Raw genomic sequence first — 19630 nt, forward strand, 5'->3', positions numbered from 1 at the left:
ATGGCGCGGGTCGTCGTCGTCGGCAGCGGCATCGCCGGGCTGGTCGCCGCGCTGACGGCGCAGCGCCGCCACGAGGTGCTGCTCGTCACCAAGGGCGCGCTGGCGGAGTCGTCGACGCGCGCCGCGCAGGGCGGGATCGCCGCGGTCACGGCGCCGGGCGACTCCGTGGCGCTGCACGTGGAGGACACGCTCACCGCCGGTGCGGGCCTCGCCGTGCGCTCGGCGGTCGAGGTGCTCTGCGCCGAGGGGCCGGAGGCGGTCGCGGTGCTGCAGGAGTGGGGCGTCGGCTTCGACCGCGAGGGCGGCGAGCTGGCGCGGGGACTCGAGGGCGCCCACTCGCGTCCGCGGATCCTGCACGCCGGCGGCGACGCGACGGGCGCCGCGATCGAGGCCGCGCTCGTGGCGGCGGTGCGGGGCTCGTCCGTCGAGGTGCGCGAGCACGCCGCCCTGGTCGACCTGGTGCGGGAGGGCGGCTCGGTCACGGGCGCCGACGTCCTGCACGACGGCGTGCTCGAGCGCCTGACGGCCGACGCGGTCGTGCTGGCCACGGGAGGCGCCGGGCAGCTCTACCGGCACACCACCAATCCGTCCGTCGCGACCGGGGACGGGCTGGCCGCCGCACTGCGGGCGGGAGCGGAGACGGCGGACCTGGAGTTCTACCAGTTCCACCCGACCACGCTCGCGCTGCCGGGCGGCTTCCTCGTCTCGGAGGCGGTGCGCGGCGAGGGCGCGGTGCTGCGCGACGCCGCGGGCGAGCGGTTCCTGGTCGGGGTGCACCCCGAGGCCGAGCTGGCGCCGCGCGACGTCGTGGCGCGCGCGATCGCGGAGCGGATGCGGCTGCAGGGCGGGCTGCCCGTGCACCTGGACGCCCGGGCGATCGACCCCGAGGTGCTGGCGAAGAGGTTCCCGACGATCTCGGCGGCCTGCCGCGAGAACGGGCTCTCGCTCGCCGACGACCTGCTGCCCGTGACTCCGGCCGCGCACTACTGGATGGGCGGGATCGCGACCGACCTGGACGGGCGCACCAGCCTCCCCGGGCTGCTCGCAGTGGGCGAGGTCGCCCGCACCGGCGTCCACGGCGCGAACCGCCTCGCCTCCAACAGCCTGCTCGAGGGCGTCGTGTTCGCGCGCCGCGCGGCGCTCGCCCTCGACTCCCTCTCCTGGAGCGGCGGCCCGGTCGCGCCTCCCCGCGCCGTCGTCCCGATGACGCTCGACCGCACCGCTCTCCAGGACGCGATGTGGGCGGGAGCCGGCCTCTCCCGGGACGCGGCGGGGCTCACAGCGGCGCGCGACGCGCTCGTCGCCTCCGCCTCGCCCGCTCCGCTCGGACTGAGGACGCTCGAGGACGCGAACCTGCTGACCTGCGCCCTCGCTCTCATCGACGCCGCGACCGCGCGCACGCACTCCGTCGGCGCCCACCACCGCACCGACTCCCCCGACCCCGCGACGGCGAGCGCCGCCGCCCCCACCAGAGAGGCGGCCCTTCCGTGCTGACCCGCCAGAGCATCGACCGCGTCGTCACCCTCGCCCTCGAGGAGGACGCGCCCTGGGGCGACCTGACCTCCGACACCCTCCTCCCCGCGGACGCCACCGCGAGCGCAGCCCTCGTGGCCCGCGAGCCCGGCGTCTTCAGCGGCGGCGCCGTCCTCGTCGGCACGATGCGGCAGGCCGACTCCCGGATCCGCTGCTCTGTGCTCGTGGAGGACGGCGCGGTCTTCGAGGCCGGGCAGACCCTCGCCCGGATCGAGGGCCCCGCGGGCGGCGTGCTCCGCGGCGAGCGGGTCGCGCTCAACCTCGTGCAGCGGATGAGCGGCATCGCCACCCTGACGGCGCAGTACGTCGCAGCGGTGGAGGGGACGCGCGCCCGCATCGTCGACACCCGCAAGACCACGCCGGGTCTGCGTGCGCTCGAGAGGCACGCCGTCCGCAGCGGCGGCGGCCGCAACCACCGCTTCTCGCTCTCGGACGCGGTGCTGGCGAAGGACAACCACCTCGCGGTGCTCGCCGCGCGCGGGATCGACCTGACCGCGGCCCTGCGGGCGGCGCGCGCCTCGATCCCGCACACGGCGCACCTCGAGGTCGAGGTCGACCGGCTCGACCAGATCGAGCCCGCGCTGGCGGGAGGCGCGGACACGATCATGCTCGACAACTTCACCCCCGAGCTGCTCCGCCAGGGCGTCGCCCTCATCGGCGGGCGGGCCGTGGTCGAGGCGAGCGGCGGCGTCGACCTCTCGACCGTGCGCGCGATCGCGGAGGCGGGGGTCGACGTGATCTCCGTCGGCGCGCTCACCCACAGCGTCCGCTCGCTCGACCTCGGCCTGGACATCGCGGTCGAGTGATCTACCTCGACCACGCCGCGACCTCGCCCGTGCGCCGCGAGGTGCTGGAGGCCATGTGGCCGTTCCTCACCGCCGAGTACGGCAATCCGTCGAGCAGCCACTCGCTCGGCGACGCCGCGGCGCGCGCGCTGGAGGCGGCGCGCGCTCACGTGGCCCGCTTCCTCGGCGGCCGCGCCTCCGAGACGCTCTTCACCTCCGGCGGCACGGAGTCGATCAACACGGCGGTCAAGGGCCTCGCGCTGGGATCGCCGCGCGGACGGCACCTGGTGATCTCGGCGCTCGAGCACGAGGCGACCGTCGAGTCGGCCGACCACCTCCGGCGCCTGCACGGCTTCGAGGTGTCGACGGCCCCCGTCGACGCGACCGGCCTGCTCGACCTCGACGCGCTCGCCGCGCTGGTCCGGCCGGACACCGCGCTGGTCTCGGTGCTCGCGGCGAGCAACGAGATCGGGACGGTGCAGGACGTTCCGGCGATCGCGGCGCTCTGCCGATCGCGCGGCGTGCCGCTGCACGTGGACGCCGTCCAGGCCGCCGGCTGGCTGGACGTCGCGGGCTGGGGCGCCGACGCGGTCTCGGTCTCGGGGCACAAGCTCGGGGCGCCGAAGGGCGTGGGGGCGCTGCTGCTGCGCAGCCGGCTCCCGTTCGAGCCCCTGCTGCACGGCGGCGGCCAGGAGCGGGAGCGGCGCTCGGGCACCGAGAACGTGGCCTTCGCGGTCGCGCTCGGCACCGCGGTGCGCCTGCTCGATCCGGACCGCGCGGCGCGGGTCGGAGCGGTCCGGGACGCGTTCGCCGAGCGGGTCGCGGCCCTGGCGCCCCGGGCCGTGCCGCTGGGCTCCGCGGCGCACCGGCTCCCCTCGATCGCCGCGTACGCCGTCCCCGGGCGCAGCGGCGAGTCGACGCTCCTCGAGCTGGAGGAGCGCGGCGTCGTCGTCTCGAGCGGCTCGGCGTGCGCCGCCGGGCGCGACGAGCCCTCGCCCGCGCTGCTGGCCCTCGGCCTCGACCCCGACGTCGCCCGGACCGCCGTGCGGTTCAGCTTCGGCGAGGGCGCCACGCTCGAGGAGGCCGAGGCCGCGTCCTCCGCGCTCTCCACGGTCCTCACCTGAGACCTCTCGCAGCGGATCCCCGTCGATCGGGAATGTCCGGGGCGTCCGCCGCTGTTCTCCCTCCGTACCCCGCATCCGCGCCCGCGAGTCGAGCCGTCGATGCGCCCCTCACACCGATCCCCTCACGACCGGAGAACACCTGTGACCGAGCGCAGCACCCTTCCCGCCGCGCGGCCCGCCGCACCCGCCGCCGCCACGACCCTCGAGCCGCGCAGCCGCCTGGTCATCAGCCTCCTGCTGGTGTCGGCGTTCGTCGTGATCCTCAACGAGACGATCATGAGCGTGGCGCTGCCCGACCTCATGCGCGACTTCGACGTCGAGGCGCACGTGGGCCAGTGGCTCTCGACCGCCTTCATGCTCACGATGGCCGTCGTCATCCCGATCACGGGCTACCTGATCCAGCGGCTGCACACCCGCACGCTCTTCGCCGCCGCGATGATCCTCTTCAGCCTCGGCACGCTCACCGCCGCGCTCGCCCCGACCTTCGCGGTCCTCCTGGTGGCCCGCGTGGTGCAGGCCGGCGGCACGGCCATCATGATGCCGCTGCTGATGACGACCGTGATGACGCTGGTGCCCCCGGCGATCCGCGGCCGGATGATGGGCAACATCTCGATCGTCATCTCGGTGGCTCCGGCCGTCGGACCGACGATCTCGGGCGTCATCCTCAACTTCCTCGGCTGGCGCTGGATGTTCTGGATCGTGCTGCCGATCGCGATCGGCGCGCTGCTCCTGGGCCTGCGCAAGGTCGAGAACGTCACCGAGCCCCGCTCCATCCCGATCGACTCGCTCTCGGTCGTCCTCTCGGTCTTCGGCTTCGGCGGCCTCGTCTACGGCCTGTCGAGCCTCGGCGAGGGCGGAGCCGCGGTCGTCGCGCCGTGGATCCCGTTCGTCGTCGCGGGCCTCGGCCTCGCGGGCTTCATCGCGCGCCAGCTCCTGCTGCAGCGCACCGACCGGGCCCTGCTGGACCTCCGGACCTTCTCCTCCGCGAACTTCACCATCGTCATCGCGATGATGGCGGTCAGCATGTCGGCGCTCTTCGGCACGCTGATCCTGCTGCCCCTCTACACGCAGAACGTGCTGGGCCTGACTCCGCTGGAGACCGGGCTGCTCCTGCTCCCCGGCGGCCTGCTGATGGGCCTGCTCGCGCCGTTCGTCGGCCGCGGCTACGACCGCTTCGGCCCGCGCGTGCTGCTCGTGCCCGGCTCGATCGTCGTCGCCGGCGCACTGTGGGGGTACACCCTGCTCGCGGCGGACTCGTCGCCCTGGTTCGTCCTCTCGCTGCACGTCACCCTCAGCCTGGGCCTCGCCTTCGTCTTCACGCCGCTGTTCACCGCCGGCCTCGGCTCGGTGCGCCCCTCGCTCTACTCGCACGGCAGCGCGATCATCGGCACCGTGCAGCAGCTGGGCGGCGCGGCGGGCACGGCGCTGTTCGTCACCGTCCTCTCGATCCGGTCGGCGGAGCTCGCGCAGGGCGGAGCCGACGAGGTCGCCTCCTACGCCGGCGGCATCCACTCCGCGTTCCTGTGGGGCGCGTCGATCGCGACGGTCGCGATCGTGGCCGCGTTCTTCGTCCGCCGCCCGGCGGAGTCGGACGCGCCGCTCCCGATGGCGCACTGAGCCGGGCGGGCCGACCCCGCCTGTTCACCTCCGCGTCACCCCGCCTCCCTACGGTGTCGCCCCGGCCGCCGCGCTCCCGATCGCGCGGCCGGGACGGAGACGAGACGTGACCGAGACGGCCGGCCCCCAGGACGTGCTCGACGCTGGAGCGGCCACCCCGCCTCCCCGCACGCTGGTCGACGTCCTCCGCGACACCGCGGAGCGCCACCCGGACGCCTCCGCGCTGGAGGACCCGGACGGAGCGCTCAGCTACCGGGAGCTGCTGGCCCGCACGGTGCAGCTCGCGGGCGAGCTCACCACCGCAGGGGTCCGACGCGGCGACCGCGTCGGGATACGCATGCCCAGCGGCTCCCGCGAGCTCTACCTCGCGATCCTGGCCGTCCTCGCCGCGGGAGCCGCGTACGTCCCGGTGGACGCGGACGACCCCGAGGAGCGGGCGCGCCTCGTCTTCGGCGAGGCCGCCGTCCGCGGCGTGATCACCGGCTCCGGCCGCTTCGAGCGCACCGGCGCCGACGAGCCGGCCGCGCGCCTGTTCACCGCGAGCGCGCCGCACCCGAGCACGGCGTCGATCCCGCTGCTGCAGCCGCCCTCGCTCGAGGACGACGCCTGGATCATCTTCACCTCCGGCTCCACCGGAACCCCCAAGGGAGTGGCGGTCAGCCACCGCTCCGCCGCCGCCTTCGTCGACGCCGAGGCGCGCCTGTTCCTCCAGGCGGAGCCGCTCGGCCCCGGGGACCGGGTGCTGGCCGGTCTCTCGGTCGCGTTCGACGCGTCCTGCGAGGAGATGTGGCTCGCCTGGCGGCACGGCGCCTGTCTCGTCCCCGCTCCCCGCTCGCTGGTCCGCAGCGGCATGGACCTCGGCCCCTGGCTGACCACGCACGGCATCACCGTGGTCTCGACCGTGCCGACCCTCGCGGCGCTCTGGCCCGCGGAGTCGCTCGAGAACGTCCGCCTGCTGATCTTCGGCGGCGAGGCGTGCCCGCCGGAGCTCGGCGAGCGCCTGGCCGTCGAGGGCCGCGAGGTCTGGAACACCTACGGGCCGACCGAGGCCACCGTCGTCGCCTGCGCCGCGCCCCTCGGCGGGCCTCCCCCGGTGCGCATCGGGCTGCCGCTGGACGGCTGGCGGCTCGCCGTCGTGGATGCGGACGGGCAGCGGGTCGGCGAGGGCGACGTCGGCGAGCTGGTCATCGGCGGGGTCGGGCTCGCGCGCTACCTCGACCCGGTCAAGGACGCCGAGAAGTACGCGCCGGCACCGCTCCTGGGCTGGGAGCGGGCCTACCGCTCCGGCGACCTGGTGCGCTTCGAGAGCGCCGGCCTGGTCTTCCAGGGGCGCGCGGACGACCAGGTGAAGCTCGGCGGTCGGCGGATCGAGCTCGGCGAGGTCGAGGCGGCGCTGCAGGCGCTCCCCGGAGTCTCGGGGGCGGCGGCCGCGGTCCGCACCACGGCGGCCGGCAACCAGGTCCTCGTCGGCTACCTGGCCCTCGCCGGCGGCCGGGAGCTCGACCGCGACGCGGCGCTCGCCCGCCTGCGTGAGGAGCTGCCCGCATCCCTCGTGCCGCTGCTGGCCGTGGTCGAGGAGCTGCCGACCCGCGTCTCCGGCAAGGTCGACCGCGCCGCACTCCCCTGGCCGCTCGCCGTGGGCACGACCGAGGACGCCTCCCTCGACCCCGAGGAGGCGTGGCTCGCCGCCCTCTGGCGCGACGTGCTCGGCGTGCCGGTCGACGAGCGGGCGAACTTCTTCGACCTCGGCGGCGGCTCCCTCGCCGCCGCCCAGCTGGTCGCGCGGATCCGCGAGCGCGACCCCGAGTTCACGGTCGCCGACGTCTACGCCCACCCGCGTCTCGCGGCGATGGCCGCCGAGATCCAGAGCCGCTCGACCGGCACTGCGGAGGTGTCCGCTCACCGCATCGCGCCGGTCCCCCTCAGGATGCGCGTGCTGCAGACCCTCCTCGGCGCACCGCTGCTCGTGCTCGGCAGCGCCCGCTGGGTCACTGCGATCCTCACCGTCACCGCGGTGCTCGACCTGGTGCCGGGGTTCGGCTGGCTGCCCACCGCTCCGCTCGCCGCGCTGATCCCCGCGTTCGCGCTCTTCCTCACGCCGTTCGGGCGGATGGGGCTCACCGTCCTCGCCGCGCGCACCCTGCTGCGCGGGATCCGAGCCGGAGACCACCCGCGCGGCGGGAGCGTGCACCTCCGGCTCTGGCTGGCCGAGCAGATCGCGTTCCAGCTCAAGGCCGTGAGCCTCGCGGGCGCGCCCTGGGTCGCCTACTACGCCCGCGCGCTCGGCGCCCGCATCGCCGACGACGTCGACCTGCACTCCCTCCCTCCGCTGACCGGGATGCTCACGCTCGGGCGCGGCGCCGCGATCGAGCCGGAGGTCGACCTCTCCGGCTACTGGATCGACGGCGACGTCCTGCGCGTCGGTGCCGTCCGGGTCGGCGCCGGCAGCACGGTGGGCGCGCGCAGCACGCTCCTCCCCGGCGCCCGGATCGGCAAGCACGCGCAGATCGAGCCGGGATCGGCCGTCTTCGGGCGGGTGCCGGCCGGGCAGCGCTGGGGAGGATCCCCCGCCCAGCGGCTCGGCAGGGCGAACGCCGGGTTCCCCTCGGAGCGCCCGGCGCGCCGCCCGGGCTGGGTCTGGGCGTACGGAGCGTCCGCGGTCGGCCTCGCGGCGGTCCCGGTCCTCGCCCTCGCGGCCGGGCTCGCCGTCGTGGCCGCCGCCGTGCGCGGCTCGGCCGGCCTCGGCGCCGCGCTCGGGCCCGCTCTCGCCGCCCTCGTGCCCGCCGTCGCCGTCTCCGGAGTCGTCCTCGCCGCTCTCGTCGTCGTCCTGGTGCGCCTGCTCGGCCGGGGCGTCGAGCCGGGCACCCACCCCGTGCGCGGTCGGATCGGCTGGCAGGTCTGGTCGACGGAACGGCTGCTCGACTCCGCGCGGGTCCTGCTCTTCCCGCTCTACTCGGGCCTGTTCACCCCGGTCTGGCTGCGGCTCCTCGGCGCGAAGGTCGGACGCGACGTCGAGGCCTCGACGGTGCTGCTCCTGCCCGCGATGACGACCATCCGCGACGGCGCTTTCCTCGCCGACGACACGCTCGTCGCCTCCTACGCGCTCGGCGGCGGCTGGATGCGGCTCGCCCGCGCCGAGATCGGCGAGCGCGCGTTCCTCGGCAACTCCGGCATGGCCGCGCCCGGCCACACCGTGCCCGCCGGCGGACTCGTCGCCGTCCTCTCCTCCGCGCCCCGGAAGTCGAAGGCGGGCTCGTCGTGGCTGGGCTCACCTCCCGTGCGGCTGCGGCGCACCGTCGTCGAGGCGGAGTCGGCGCGCACCTTCCGCCCGGCCCGCCGACTCCGCGCGGCCCGCATCGCGTGGGAGCTCGGCCGCTTCGTCCCGGTGGTCGTCTCGGTCGCGATCGGCCTCGGCGTGGTCGCCGGACTGCTCGCGCTGATCCAGACGCTCGGGGCGGTGCTCGCCGCGCTCGTGGGAGGCGTCGTGCTGCTGGCCGCCGGGGCGGTCGCCGCGGCCGTCTCCACCGCCGCGAAGTGGATCCTGATCCAGCGGGTCGAGCCGAGCGAGCAGCCGCTGTGGTCCTCGTTCGTCTGGCGGAGCGAGCTGGCCGACGCCTTCACCGAGATGGTCGCCGCGCCCTGGTTCGCCCACGCCGCCGCGGGTACTCCGGCGCTGGTCTGGTGGCTGCGGAGCCTCGGCGCCCGGATCGGACGCGGCGTCTGGTGCGAGAGCTACTGGCTCCCCGAGGCCGATCTGATCTCGCTCGGCGACGGAGCGACCGTGAACCGGGGCTGCGTCGTGCAGACGCACCTGTTCCATGATCGAATCATGAGCATGGATCTCGTGAGCCTCGACGCCGGCGCCACCCTGGGCCCGCACAGCGTGATCCTCCCCGCCGCGCGGATCGCCGAGCACGGCACGGTCGGCCCGGCCTCGCTCGTCATGCGGGGGGAGCTCGTGCCCGCGGGCAGCCGCTGGAGCGGCAACCCGATCGGCCCGTGGCGCGAGGTGCGCGTCGCCGACTACCACGCGCCCGTCGCGTGAGCCCTGCGCTGACCGGGCTCGAGACCGCCGGCGACCCCTACGTCCCCGGCATCGGGAACACCGGCTACCGCGTCGAGTCCTACGACCTCGACCTCGACTACCGCGTCGCCTCGAACCGCCTGGCCGGCCGGGCCGTGCTGCGGATCGTCGCGCTGCAGCCGCTCCGGCGGTTCTCCCTCGACCTCTCCCGGCTCCGCGTGGCCCGCGTCCGGATCGACGGACGCCGCGCCCGCCACGAGCAGGCGCCGCACAAGCTGCGGGTGTCCCCCGCCGAGCCGCTGGCCGCCGGCGAGAGCGTCGACGTCGAGATCGAGTACAGCGGCCACCCCGCCCCCCGCGCCACCCACTGGGGCGAGCTCGGCTGGGAGGAGCTGGAGGACGGGGTGCTCGTCGCCTCGCAGCCCTCCGGCTCCTCCACCTGGTTCCCCTGCAACGACGACGTCGCCGAGAAGGCTCCGTACCGCCTGCGCGTCACCGCCGAGGAGGGCTACGCCGTGCTCGCGAACGGGGTGCTCGTCGACTCGAGCGCCCGCTCCGGCCGCCGCACCTGGCTCTACGAGCAGCGCGAGCCCAGCGCCGCGTACCTCGCGTCGGTGCAGATCGGCCGCTACGCGATCGAGGAGCGCGTGCTCGCCGGCGTCGCGGTGACCCTCGCCCGCCCCGCCGCCCTGGCCGCTCGGGTCGCGCACGACTTCGCTCCGCTCGAGCGCATGCTCGCCCTGTTCACGCGGCTGTTCGGGCCCTACCCCTTCGCCCGCTACTGCGTCGTCGTCACGGCGGACGAGCTGGAGATCCCGCTCGAGGCGCAGGCGATGGCGGTGTTCGGCGCCAACCACGCCGACGGCCGCGGCGGCTCGGAGCGCCTCATCGCGCACGAGCTCGCGCACCAGTGGTTCGGCAACAGCGTGGGCATCGCCCGGTGGCGCCACATCTGGCTCAACGAGGGGTTCGCCTGCTACGCGGAGTGGCTGTGGTCGGAGGAGTCGGGCCGCGCCACCGCCGACGCCTGCGCCCGCCGCCACCACGCGGTGCTGCGGGCTGCGGCGCAGGATCTCGTGCTCGCCGATCCGGGGCCGGTCGCACTCTTCGACGACCGCGTCTACAAGCGCGGCGCGCTCACCCTGCACGCGCTGCGGCTCACCGTCGGCGACGAGCCCTTCCTCCGGCTGCTGCGGGAGTGGACGTCCCGCTACTCCTCCGCCGCCGTCACCGACGAGGAGTTCCGCGAGCTCTGCACCGAGGTCCTCGGCGAGGGCGTGGACGACCTGCTCGACACCTGGCTCCTCGACGAGGAGCTGCCGCCGCTACCGTCCCGGCGCTGACACCAGCGAGTCCGCGAGCGCGTCGCCGTGCTCGCGCCGCCAGCCGATGATGGGCCCGGCGCCCGCGTCCCCCATCGGCCCGAGGGCGACGCTGACCCGCAGCGCGGGGTCCAGCTGCGGCTCGGCCAGCCGGAAGCGGACGCCGTCGATCCGCGCCTCCGCCGCGTGGTGCGACTCGTGCACGTGCACCCGGCGCGGGTCGAGCTCGAGCCCGCGGCCGTCCGCCTTCAGCGCGGCCTCGATCCGGGTCCAGTGCAGGACGGGGTCGGCGGGGCGCATCCCGCCCGTGGCGAAGGGCGCCCCGGCGATGCGCGTGATCCGCTCCCCGCGCTCGGGCGTGCCCAGCGTCGGCTCCACATCGACGCCGACCGCACCGGCGCTGCTCGCCGCGACCACGACGGCGCCCGCGCAGTGCGCGATGCTCACCGACAGCAGCTCGAGCGCGATCCCGCGTCCCTCCAGCCGCGGCCGGCCGTGCGCGCCCCCGCAGCGCGGGCAGCACGCGACGACCCGGACCTCCGACGCGCGCGTCCCCGTGAGCTCGGCCGCGAGCATCCGCAGGAGCACCCGCCCGAAGACGAAGCGCTCGGCCGCCGACGCGGCGACCGTGCCGGCGTAGCGCTCGCGCTCCTCGTCGCTCAGCAGCGGCAGCAGCCGCTCGGCGTCCAGCGTCTGCTCGTCGAGCGCCAGCCAGCGCAGGTGCACCCCCGGCAGCTCCGCGCCGATCCCCGACTCCCCCATGTCCGTCCCCCCGGTCAGCTCGTCGCGGCGTGCTCGCCGCGCTCGTACACGTCCGCGGCCGATCCGACGATCAGCGGGTCCGGACCCAGCGGGCCCACGACCTCCTCGTCGCGTCCGTCGTAGTCGTAGAGGCTCAGGACGTAGCGCATGGCCTCGAGCCGGGCGCGCTTCTTGTCGTTGCTCTTCACGATGGTCCAGGGAGCGTCGGCGGTGTCGGTCGCCGCCATCATCGCCTCCTTGGCCGCGGTGTAGTCGCCCCACTTGTCGAGCGAGGCGAGGTCCATCGGCGAGAGCTTCCACTGGCGCACGGGGTCGATCATGCGGATCGTGAACCGGGTGCGCTGCTCCTCCGCCGAGACCGAGAACCACAGCTTCACCAGGTCGATGCCGTCGCCGACGAGCATCCGCTCGAACAGCGGCGTCTGGCGGATGAACTCGTCGTACTGCGCCGGCGTGCAGAAGCCCATCACGCGCTCCACGCCGGCCCGGTTGTACCAGGAGCGGTCGAAGAGGACGATCTCGCCGGCGGCCGGCAGGTGCGAGACGTAGCGCTGGAAGTACCACTGACCGGCCTCGCGCTCGGTCGGCTTCTCGAGCGCGACCACGCGGGCTCCGCGCGGGTTGAGGTGCTCGGTGAAGCGCTTGATGGTGCCGCCCTTGCCCGCGGCGTCGCGCCCCTCGAACACGACCACGAGTCGGCGCCCGTGCTTCTTGATCCAGTTCTGCAGCTTCAGCAGTTCGATCTGGAGGAGGCGCTTGCCTGCCTCGTACTCCTCGCGCGACATCCGCTCGTCGTAGGGGTAGCCCTCGCGCCAGGTGTCGATCTGCGTGCCGTCGCGGCGCAGGAGCACCGGATCGTCGTCGTCCTCGTCCAGCACGACGAGGTCCCGCGCGTCGGCGGGCGTGAGCGTGCGGAGCAGCTCGGGAGTGGGACGGAGGGCGTCATCGGCGGTGTCGGGCACGGAGGGACGCTAGTGCGCCCGTGCGACGCTCCGGTGAACGGCGGGTATCCCCGCGTCTGCGGGGAGGACGGTCGGACGGGCTGCCGCGCCGATCGCGGTCCCGGCCGCCGGATGCGCAGGCTGATCACGGCGGCTGTACGCAGCCGAGGCTGCAGTGCTCGATCCGGGGCGCTCCCGCGACGATCGACCGGCTCCGCCTCGTCTCGGGACGGCGTCAGCCGGTGAACGCCGCAGGAGGCAGGTCGGTCTCGCCGCCCTCGACCGCGTCGAGCAGCCGGTCGACCACGTCCTGCGGCGCCAGACCCGCGCCGAAGCGGGGCGCGTCTCCCGCGAGCGGGTGCCGGGACAGCTCGGTCTCGGTGTGGCCGGGGCGCGCGTCGAGCAGGAGGACGCCCGCCCGCTTGTACTCGCGGGCCGAGGCCTTCACGAAGGAGTGCAGTGCCGCCTTCGAGGCGGAGTACGCGGCGAGTCGCGCGGTCGGAGCCTCCGCCACCACGCCGCTGATGGTCAGCGCGAACGGCTCGCGCCCCTCGCCCGCCGACGCGACGAGCGACGGCAGCGCGGCGGTCAGCACCCGGATCGGCGCCAGCGCGTTCACCTCGACGAGCTCCTCCAGAACGGCCGGATCGAGCTCGGCGGAGGGCCCGAAGGCCACGACGCCCGCGGCCACGACGACGCCGTCGAGGCGCCCGTGCCGCTCGAGCACCTCGGCGACCACGCGCCGGGGCTCGTCCTCCCCGCGCAGGTCGGCGACCAGGGGTGCCTCGCCGAGCGCCGCGGAGTCGCGCCCCGAGCGCACCGCGACGGCACCGCGCGCCTCCAGCGAATCGGCCAGGAGGCGGCCGAGGCCGCCCGAGGCTCCGAGGACGAGGACGACGGCACCGTCGAGACGAGTCATGTGGCGAGCCTAGACGGGTGCGCTGTCGCGGATCGGCACTACCGTCCGAGCGACCGGGCCCCTACCGTGAGGCCCATGACACGACTGCAGAGCCGTGCCGTGCTGCACCGCCTGCTCGAGGTCCTCGAGGATCCCGCCCCCGTCACCATCGGCCACGCGCGTCACGTCCGGATGCTCGTCCGCGAGGCTCTGGAGTGGATCGCCGGCCCTCGGGCGCACGAGTCCGGTGCGTGGAGCGGCCCCGCTTCGGGAGAGCCCGCGGCCGCGCTCGCCCCCGAGGATCCCGCCGCCACGGACCCGGGTCTCTGACGCTCCCGCCCTCCTCGTAGACTCGTTCGCCGGAGGAACGGGGGGGGTCGATGGACGAGGGTGCGCCGGCGGGCTGGTACCGCGACGAGGCCGATGCGGCCGAGATGCGCTGGTGGAACGGCAAGCGGTTCACCGAGGCGCGCCGCTCCGCGCAGGACAGTGCCGCGGTGGTGCGGGACGCACCCGTCACCCCCGTCACGGAGCGCGTCGTCTACCGCCTCCCGAACGCCGACGGCGCCCCGAGCGTCGACGCCCTCGCCGAGGCCGAGCGGATCGAGGAGATCGCCGATCTGATCGGCCGCACGCTCGAGCCGGGCGAGATCGACGAGCGGACCCTCGAGGTCGACCTGATCCCCGAGCCCGACCACCCCACCGGCCTCGACGCCGTCTCGGTCCGGGTCGGCGGCCGCGTCCTCGGCTACCTGCCGAACGCCTCCGCCCACCGGGCCGCTCTCGACCGGGTCGTGGCGAGCGGAGCCGTCCCGGTCACGACCGCGCGCATCCGGGTCGAGCGCGGCGAGGAGGGCCTGCGGGCCGTCCTCCGCGTCGCCCTGGTCGCCCCCGAGCTGCTCGTGCCGCTCAACGAGCCGCCCGTCGAGCGCCACTCGATCCTCCCCTGGTCGCGGGGCCTGCCGATCCTGCGCGAGGACGAGCACTTCGCCCGCCTCTCGACGGTCGTTCCGGCGAGCGGTCGCGGCCTGCTGCTGGTGACCCTGCACCCGGCCGGCGACCTCGTCGAGCTCCGTCTCGACGGCGAGCGGGTGGGCGAGCTCTCCCCGACCCTCTCGGCGGATTTCGCCCCGACCCTCCGCCACCTCGCGAGCCTCGGCCTCACCGCCGCCGCCTACGCCTCCCTCCGCGGATCCCCGCTGAAGGTCGAGCTCACGCTGCAGGCCGCGAAGGCCGCGGAGCTGCCCGCCGAGTGGGTCGACGGCCGTCCGGTCACTCTCCCCCGACTCCTCCCGCCGGCCCGGACCTACTCCGTCCCGCCCGCGTACACGGCGCCGCTGCGTCCCACTCCCCGCAGCTCGGAGGCGGTCTCCCGCTCGCTCCGCCGGACCGTCGCCTGGGTGGTCGTCGGCGTCTGCACCCTCGTCGGGCTGTCGAGCTGGCTGATCGGGGACGTGCTGAACTGACGGGGCGGGGCGGACGTCCGCGGACGTGACCGGCCTCGTGTCGGACTCCCGGGGTCGGCGATCCCGCACCTCCCTGCAGAAGCGCCCGGCTCGCGGATCCGGGGATCCGAGCGAACCGGGCGCCTCGAGCCGAGCGCGGCCGTCCTACACGTTGAAGCGGAACTCCACGACGTCGCCGTCCTGCATCACGTAGTCCTTGCCCTCGATGCGGGCCTTGCCCTTCGCGCGGGCCTCGGCGATCGAGCCGGTCTCGACGAGGTCGTCGAACGAGATGATCTCGGCCTTGATGAAGCCCTTTTGGAAGTCGGTGTGGATGACGCCGGCGGCCTGGGGCGCGGTCCAGCCCTTCCCGATGGTCCAGGCGCGCGTCTCCTTCGGGCCGGCCGTGAGGTACGTCTGGAGGCCCAGGGTGTCGAAGCCGATGGTCGCGAGCTGGTTGAGGCCCGACTCCGTCTGGCCGGTCGACTCGAGCATCTCGGCGGCGTCGGCCTCGTCGAGGTCGATCAGCTCGGACTCGATCTTCGCGTCGAGGAAGATCGCCTTCGCCGGCGCGACGAGGGCCGCGAGCTCGGCCTTCCGGGCGTCGTCGGTCAGCACGGCCTCGTCGACGTTGAAGACGTAGATGAACGGCTTGGCGGTCAGCAGGCCCAGCTCGCGGATCGGCTCCAGATCGATCGAGGAGGCCGACAGCGGCTTGCCCTGGTCGAGGAACTCGCGCGCCTTCTTCGCGGTCTCGACCACGATCGGCTCGATCTTCCTCCCCTTGAGCTCCTTCTCGTAGCGGGCCTCGGCCTTCTCGAGGGTCTGGAGATCGGCGAGGACCAGCTCGGTGTTGATCGTCTCCATGTCGCTGGCGGCGTCGACCTTGCCGTCGACGTGGACGACGTCGGAGTCCTCGAAGCCGCGGATGACCTGCGCGATCGCGTCGGCCTCGCGGATGTTCGCGAGGAACTTGTTGCCCAGGCCCTCGCCCTCGGACGCGCCGCGCACGATGCCGGCGATGTCGACGAAGGAGACGGGCGCCGGGAGGATGCGCTCGGAGCCGAAGATCCCGGCGAGCACCTCGAGGCGGGAGTCGGGCAGGTTCACCACACCCACGTTCGGCTCGATCGTCGCGAACGGGTAGTTCGCCGCGAGCACCGTGTTCTTGGTCAATGCGTTGAAGAGCGTCGACTTGCCGACGTTGGGGAGACCGACGATTGCGATAGTGAGAGCCACGGGCATCTATCCTACGGCGTGGCGGCGGAAGGGCCGGGCGGGCGGGGCGCGGAGGAACGGGAGGCGCCCGCCCGCGGCCGGCGGGTGCTCCCGCCCGCTCGGGGCGACGCGCGCGCGACGCTCCCGGCGGCGTCGGAGGTGCGTGAGCGGCTGGAGCGTGCCCATCGACTTCACCGCCATCGACTTCGAGACCGCCAACTCGCACGGGGCCTCCGCCTGCTCCGTCGGGCTCGTGAAGGTCCGCGACGGCCGCGTCGTCGACCGCGCCGGCTGGCTCATCCGCCCGCCGCTGGGGTACGACGACTTCCTCGAGTGGAACACGCGCATCCACGGCATCCGCAAGCACGACGTGCACGCCGCCGCCTCCTGGGTCGACCAGTTCGCCGACCTGGCGGCCTTCGCCGGCGAGGACGTGTTCGTCGCGCACAACGCCGGCTTCGACATGGGCGTCATCCGCGCGGCCTGCGCGGCGACCTCCCTCGAGCACCCCGAGTACGACTACCTCTGCTCGCTGCAGCTCGCCCGCAAGACGTACGAGCTCGACTCCTACCGCCTCCCCGTCGTCGCCATGGCCGCGGGCTTCGAGGACTTCCGCCACCACGACGCGTCGGCCGACGCCGAGGCGTGCGCCGCGATCGTCGTGCACGCGGCCCGGCGGCACGGCGCCGCGAGCATGGCCGAGCTCGGCGAGCTGGCCGGCGTCTCCGTGAAGCGCCTGCGCCCGAAGGCCCCCGTCGCCGCCTGACGTCCGTCATGCCGAGCCGGCTCGAGACGATCGGCTCAGCCGCGGGGGTCGCCGAACCAGGTGCTGAAGATGCGCCAGAAGTTCCGGTTCCCGTAGGCCGAGCAGTCGTCGCCCTCGCCGTAGAGGTTCGCGAGCGCCGCCGCATTCGGCTGGTACGGCGTGTAGTAGTAGAGGCCCGCCGTGGCCGCGTTGGCGATCGTCACCGGGGCGGTGCCGCAGGACTCGTCCGGGGAGTAGCGGACGTCGCTGGCCGCGCCGACCGGGTACCAGTCGAAGCTCGAGTCCGGATTCCGGTAGCGCTGGAACTGCCACGCCGCTCCGTACACCTGCGCCGCGAAGCCGTAGGAGTCCGTGTCGCAGTCGGCGGTGTCCGGGCAGCCGTAGCCCGTGGCACTGCGGAACTGCCGCTCGCTCGGCTCCGGATCGGTCACGAGCGACTGCTCCTTCTGCAGCAGCACCAGGAGGACGGCCGGATTCACGCCGCACGCGCCGGCGACCGAGGTGATGATCTCCGCGGCCGGGACGTCGCGTCCGGCGGGCAGCGCGTCGCACTGCTCGTCGGCCGTGATCGCCGCGGTGTCCTCGGCGTAGTCGCGCAGGCACGGCACCGGCCCGCCAGCGCAGTCGGGGACGCGGGCGTCGAGGAACGCCTGCACCGTGAGCGGTCCGAGCGCGTCGCCGGCGAAGAAGACCTCGTCGGAGATCAGGTCGCCCGGGTCGAAGTCGGCCGCGACGGGGCCCGGCTGGAGGAAGGTCCACAGCCGGACGGTCTGCGGCTCGGACGGCACCGCTGCGAGGCGCGTGCCGTCGACGGAGCCTCCCAGCAGGAGTGCCACCAGCGCCGCGACGACGACGACCGCACCGCCCCGCCGGCGTCGGAGGCCGGTCGGGGACGGTGCGGTCGGGGTCATCCCTCCACGCTAGTGGCGGGGTCGCGGGCGATCAGCCGCAGGGGGTGAGCCGCGCGACGTCCTCCGAGAGGGTGGTGGGACCGCCGAGGAGGACGACCCGCTGAGCTCCCGACTTCGCGATGTCGGTCAGGACGGCGCGGGGCACGCAGGTCGTCGGCACGGCGAACAGCGGGCTGTTCGAGTAGCCCGCCGCCGTGGCTCCGGCGAGGGCGTCGGGGAAGTTCTCGCCCGTCGCCAGGAACACAGTCTCGGCCCTCGAGAAGGCGGCCCGGTTCAGCTGCTCCGATGTGTCGTAGCGGTCGACTCCGCCGATGCGGGTGATCGTCGGCACCGGAAGCGAGTTCTTGATCCCCTCGCTCACCGACAGGGGGCTGCCCGCGATGGTGAGGCTCTGCACCTTGAGCTTCGAGAGGATGCCCTTCGTCACGGCGTCGGCCGTGCTGCCGGTGCCGTTCACGAGGACGACGGGTGCGTCGACGGAGCCGGCCGCGGCGCTCGCGCCGAGCGCGTCGGGGAACTTCTCGCCCGTGGCGAGCCAGGCGCGCGACGAGCCGCTCGGGAACGCGCTCTGGATGATGAGCCTAGACGTGTCGTAGCGGTCCTTCCCTCCGATGCGGTCCACCGTCGGCGAGTAGGACCTCAGCTGGTTCAGCAGGCCGTCGCCGACGCTCAGTGGGGAGCCGACCACGACGATCCTCGCCGGCTTGAGCCGGCTGAGCTCGTCGCGAACGGGCTGCGACATCGAGTCGCGGTCGACCAGGAGCAGCGGACCCTTCTGCTTGGCCGCGACCGGGGCGGCGCTCAGCGCGTCGGGGAAGTTCGCGCCGGTCGCGATGTAGACGACGGGGACGTTCGGGCCGAAGACGGCCTTCGAGATCGCGACGGCGGTGCCCTGGCGGTCGGTGCCGGCCAGACGCAAGACGTCGATCCCGGCCGACGTGCTCACGGACGAGCAGCCGAGATCCTTCCGGCCGGGGCCCCGGGAGTCGCCCGTGCCGACCCAGCGGTTCCAGTCGACGGAGTCGGCGGAGACGCAGACCTGGTAGGTGCCGGGTGCCGAGACGGGCGTGGTGGCGCCGAAGCCGTGGGCGCGGCCGGCGACGGAGTACTCGCCCGGGATGTCGCCGCGGTCGCCGTTCGCGGTCTGCGTGCGGACCGTGCGGGTGCCGTCGGGGCCGGTCACCGTGACCGTCGTGGTCAGCGCGGCCTGCTGCGTCGTCGGGTCGACGGCCCAGCCGGACACGCTCAGCGTGCTGCCCGAGATGCGCGGGGCGTCGACGCGTCCCGCGGGGGCGATCCCGGCGTTGGCCAGGGTGCCGTTCGGGTTCCAGTCGCTGAAGAGGTACCAGAAGTTGATGTTGCCGTAGGTCGCGCAGGCCGCGTTGCCGGAGCCGGTGAGCGCGTAGTCGTTGGGCTGGTACGGCGTGTAGTAGTAGAGGTCGGCCGTGGCCTGGTTGCGGATGGTGACCGGCGAGGAGCCGCACGCGGTGCTCGGGTAGTAGGCGACGTTCGGCGTCGTGCCCGGAGCGTAGGTGGTGAAGTTCGAGCCGGAGCCGGGCGGGTTGGCGTAGCGCTTGAACTGGCGGGCCGCGCTGTAGACCTGCGTGAAGAAGCCCGCCGAGCCGGGGTCGCACGCCGCGGTGTCCGGGCAGTTGTAGCCGGTCGCCTTGGCGTAGTCCTCGGGGCTCGGCGTCGTGTCGGTGACGAGGCTCCGCTCCTTCTGCACGAGCACGACCAGGGCGAGCGGGTTGATGCCGCAGGCCAGGCCGACGCGCGTCAAGATCGAGGCCGACGACTCGCTGCCGGAGCCCTGGTAGGCGCTGCACATCGCGTCCGCCGCCTTGGACGGCGTCGCCTGCGAGAAGTTCTTGAGGCAGGGGGCGGTGCCGGCGGTGGAGCACCGGCTGCCCTTCTCGTTCAGGAGCGACTGCACCTGACCGGTGCTCAGCGCGTCGCCGTCGAAGAACTGGGCGTCGCTGACGATGAAGCCGGCGCGGAAGCTCTTCGTCTCCTCGGCGCTGTACTGCGTCGACTGGTCCGGGACGCCGAGGTCGGCGCGGTCGAGGGACGCGTCGAGAGCGCCGGTCTCGACCGAGACGGTCGACGGCGCGTCCTCGGCGGCCGAGGCGGAGGTGATCGGGACGAGGGCGGTGCCGAGCCCGACGGCGAGAGCGAGCGCGACCGTGAGCAGGCGCGATGAGCGGTGGTGATTCCCCATGATCGCGAAGTCTACGAGGCGGTCGCAGGGCGTCCTGGCCCTCGTTCGGTGGTCGTGGCGCGTCGA

Annotated in this window: 15 protein-coding genes; 9 read left to right on the forward strand and 6 right to left on the reverse strand. The window is 74.3% G+C overall.

Annotated elements, in window-relative coordinates; genetic code table 11:
* The 6 genes from nadB to C5C36_RS00535 all read left to right on the forward strand — a co-directional run bounded on the left by nadB (position 1) and on the right by C5C36_RS00535 (position 10426).
* On the forward strand, positions 1-1494 hold the full coding sequence (nadB, locus tag C5C36_RS00510) for an L-aspartate oxidase (RefSeq protein ID WP_104309072.1): 1494 nt from the start codon (positions 1-3) through the stop codon (positions 1492-1494).
* Positions 1488-2339 carry a carboxylating nicotinate-nucleotide diphosphorylase gene (gene nadC / locus C5C36_RS00515; protein WP_104309073.1) on the forward strand — a complete coding sequence of 284 codons (852 nt, stop codon included), beginning with the start codon at positions 1488-1490 and terminating at the stop codon, positions 2337-2339. The genes nadB and nadC overlap by 7 nt, the downstream gene beginning before the upstream one ends.
* A complete protein-coding gene (locus C5C36_RS00520; RefSeq protein WP_104246615.1) occupies positions 2336-3442 on the forward strand; it encodes a cysteine desulfurase family protein in 1107 nt (368 codons plus the stop codon). Before nadC ends, C5C36_RS00520 begins: the two co-directional genes overlap by 4 nt.
* A gap of 99 nt (positions 3443-3541) precedes the next feature.
* Complete coding sequence (locus C5C36_RS00525; protein WP_104309074.1) at positions 3542-5059, forward strand: DHA2 family efflux MFS transporter permease subunit; 1518 nt, start codon at positions 3542-3544, stop codon at positions 5057-5059.
* A 106-nt stretch (positions 5060-5165) separates the two neighbouring features.
* Complete coding sequence (locus C5C36_RS00530) at positions 5166-9104, forward strand: Pls/PosA family non-ribosomal peptide synthetase (RefSeq protein WP_181133756.1); 3939 nt, start codon at positions 5166-5168, stop codon at positions 9102-9104.
* Positions 9101-10426 (forward strand): M1 family metallopeptidase, encoded by a 1326-nt coding sequence (locus tag C5C36_RS00535; RefSeq protein ID WP_258072155.1) that lies wholly within the window; start codon positions 9101-9103, stop codon positions 10424-10426. The genes C5C36_RS00530 and C5C36_RS00535 overlap by 4 nt, the downstream gene beginning before the upstream one ends.
* On the opposite strand, the gene C5C36_RS00540 is transcribed toward C5C36_RS00535, so the two are convergent.
* From C5C36_RS00540 to C5C36_RS00550, 3 genes are all read right to left on the reverse strand, one after another.
* Positions 10409-11167 carry a 4'-phosphopantetheinyl transferase superfamily protein gene (locus C5C36_RS00540; protein WP_104222962.1) on the reverse strand — a complete coding sequence of 253 codons (759 nt, stop codon included), beginning with the start codon at positions 11165-11167 and terminating at the stop codon, positions 10409-10411. The genes C5C36_RS00535 and C5C36_RS00540 overlap by 18 nt on opposite strands.
* Positions 11168-11181: 14 nt before the next feature.
* Complete coding sequence (gene ppk2 / locus C5C36_RS00545) at positions 11182-12042, reverse strand: polyphosphate kinase 2 (RefSeq protein ID WP_244229668.1); 861 nt, start codon at positions 12040-12042, stop codon at positions 11182-11184.
* Positions 12043-12343: 301 nt separating this feature from the next.
* Complete coding sequence (locus C5C36_RS00550) at positions 12344-13027, reverse strand: SDR family oxidoreductase (RefSeq protein ID WP_104309076.1); 684 nt, start codon at positions 13025-13027, stop codon at positions 12344-12346.
* A gap of 75 nt (positions 13028-13102) precedes the next feature.
* On the opposite strand from C5C36_RS00550, the gene C5C36_RS00555 reads away from it, so the two are divergent.
* The gene (locus C5C36_RS00555; protein ID WP_104222960.1) at positions 13103-13336 is read left to right on the forward strand and encodes a hypothetical protein; all 234 of its coding nucleotides are present in this window, start codon (positions 13103-13105) and stop codon (positions 13334-13336) included.
* Positions 13337-13386: 50 nt separating this feature from the next.
* Positions 13387-14472, forward strand: coding sequence for a DUF2510 domain-containing protein (locus C5C36_RS00560; protein WP_104309077.1), 1086 nt, complete (start codon positions 13387-13389; stop codon positions 14470-14472).
* Positions 14473-14616: 144 nt separating this feature from the next.
* Here C5C36_RS00560 and ychF read toward each other — a convergent pair whose 3' ends face one another.
* Positions 14617-15690: a redox-regulated ATPase YchF gene (gene ychF / locus C5C36_RS00565; protein WP_104222958.1), complete on the reverse strand. Its 1074-nt coding sequence runs from the start codon at positions 15688-15690 to the stop codon at positions 14617-14619.
* Between the two features lie 157 nt (positions 15691-15847).
* Here ychF and C5C36_RS00570 point away from each other — a divergent pair, with 157 nt between their 5' ends.
* Positions 15848-16435, forward strand: a complete 588-nt coding sequence (locus C5C36_RS00570; protein WP_104224410.1) for an exonuclease domain-containing protein — start codon at positions 15848-15850, stop codon at positions 16433-16435.
* A gap of 35 nt (positions 16436-16470) precedes the next feature.
* Here the strand turns inward: C5C36_RS00570 and C5C36_RS00575 are convergent, their stop codons facing one another.
* Both C5C36_RS00575 and C5C36_RS00580 read right to left on the reverse strand, forming a co-directional pair.
* Entirely contained in the window at positions 16471-17346 is an 876-nt protein-coding gene (locus C5C36_RS00575; protein WP_104262474.1) for a hemagglutinin, read from the reverse strand.
* 31 nt (positions 17347-17377) lie between these two features.
* Positions 17378-19564: a cell wall-binding repeat-containing protein gene (locus tag C5C36_RS00580; RefSeq protein ID WP_104262473.1), complete on the reverse strand. Its 2187-nt coding sequence runs from the start codon at positions 19562-19564 to the stop codon at positions 17378-17380.
* Positions 19565-19630 lie beyond the last annotated feature (66 nt).

The organism is Rathayibacter sp. AY1G1 (genome assembly GCF_002932095.1).
Lineage (GTDB): Bacteria > Actinomycetota > Actinomycetes > Actinomycetales > Microbacteriaceae > Rathayibacter.

Excerpts from the sequence above, each read along its gene's own strand:
- nadB (WP_104309072.1), top strand. The coding sequence starts at position 1 with ATGGCGCGGGTCGTCGTCGTCGGCAGCGGCATCGCCGGGCTGGTCGCC.
- C5C36_RS00525 (WP_104309074.1), top strand. The coding sequence starts at position 3,542 with ATGCGCCCCTCACACCGATCCCCTCACGACCGGAGAACACCTGTGACC.
- C5C36_RS00540 (WP_104222962.1), bottom strand. The coding sequence starts at position 11,167 with ATGGGGGAGTCGGGGATCGGCGCGGAGCTGCCGGGGGTGCACCTGCGC.
- C5C36_RS00550 (WP_104309076.1), bottom strand. The coding sequence starts at position 13,027 with ATGACTCGTCTCGACGGTGCCGTCGTCCTCGTCCTCGGAGCCTCGGGC.
- C5C36_RS00555 (WP_104222960.1), top strand. The coding sequence starts at position 13,103 with ATGACACGACTGCAGAGCCGTGCCGTGCTGCACCGCCTGCTCGAGGTC.
- C5C36_RS00560 (WP_104309077.1), top strand. The coding sequence starts at position 13,387 with ATGGACGAGGGTGCGCCGGCGGGCTGGTACCGCGACGAGGCCGATGCG.
- C5C36_RS00575 (WP_104262474.1), bottom strand. The coding sequence starts at position 17,346 with ATGACCCCGACCGCACCGTCCCCGACCGGCCTCCGACGCCGGCGGGGC.
- C5C36_RS00580 (WP_104262473.1), bottom strand. The coding sequence starts at position 19,564 with ATGGGGAATCACCACCGCTCATCGCGCCTGCTCACGGTCGCGCTCGCT.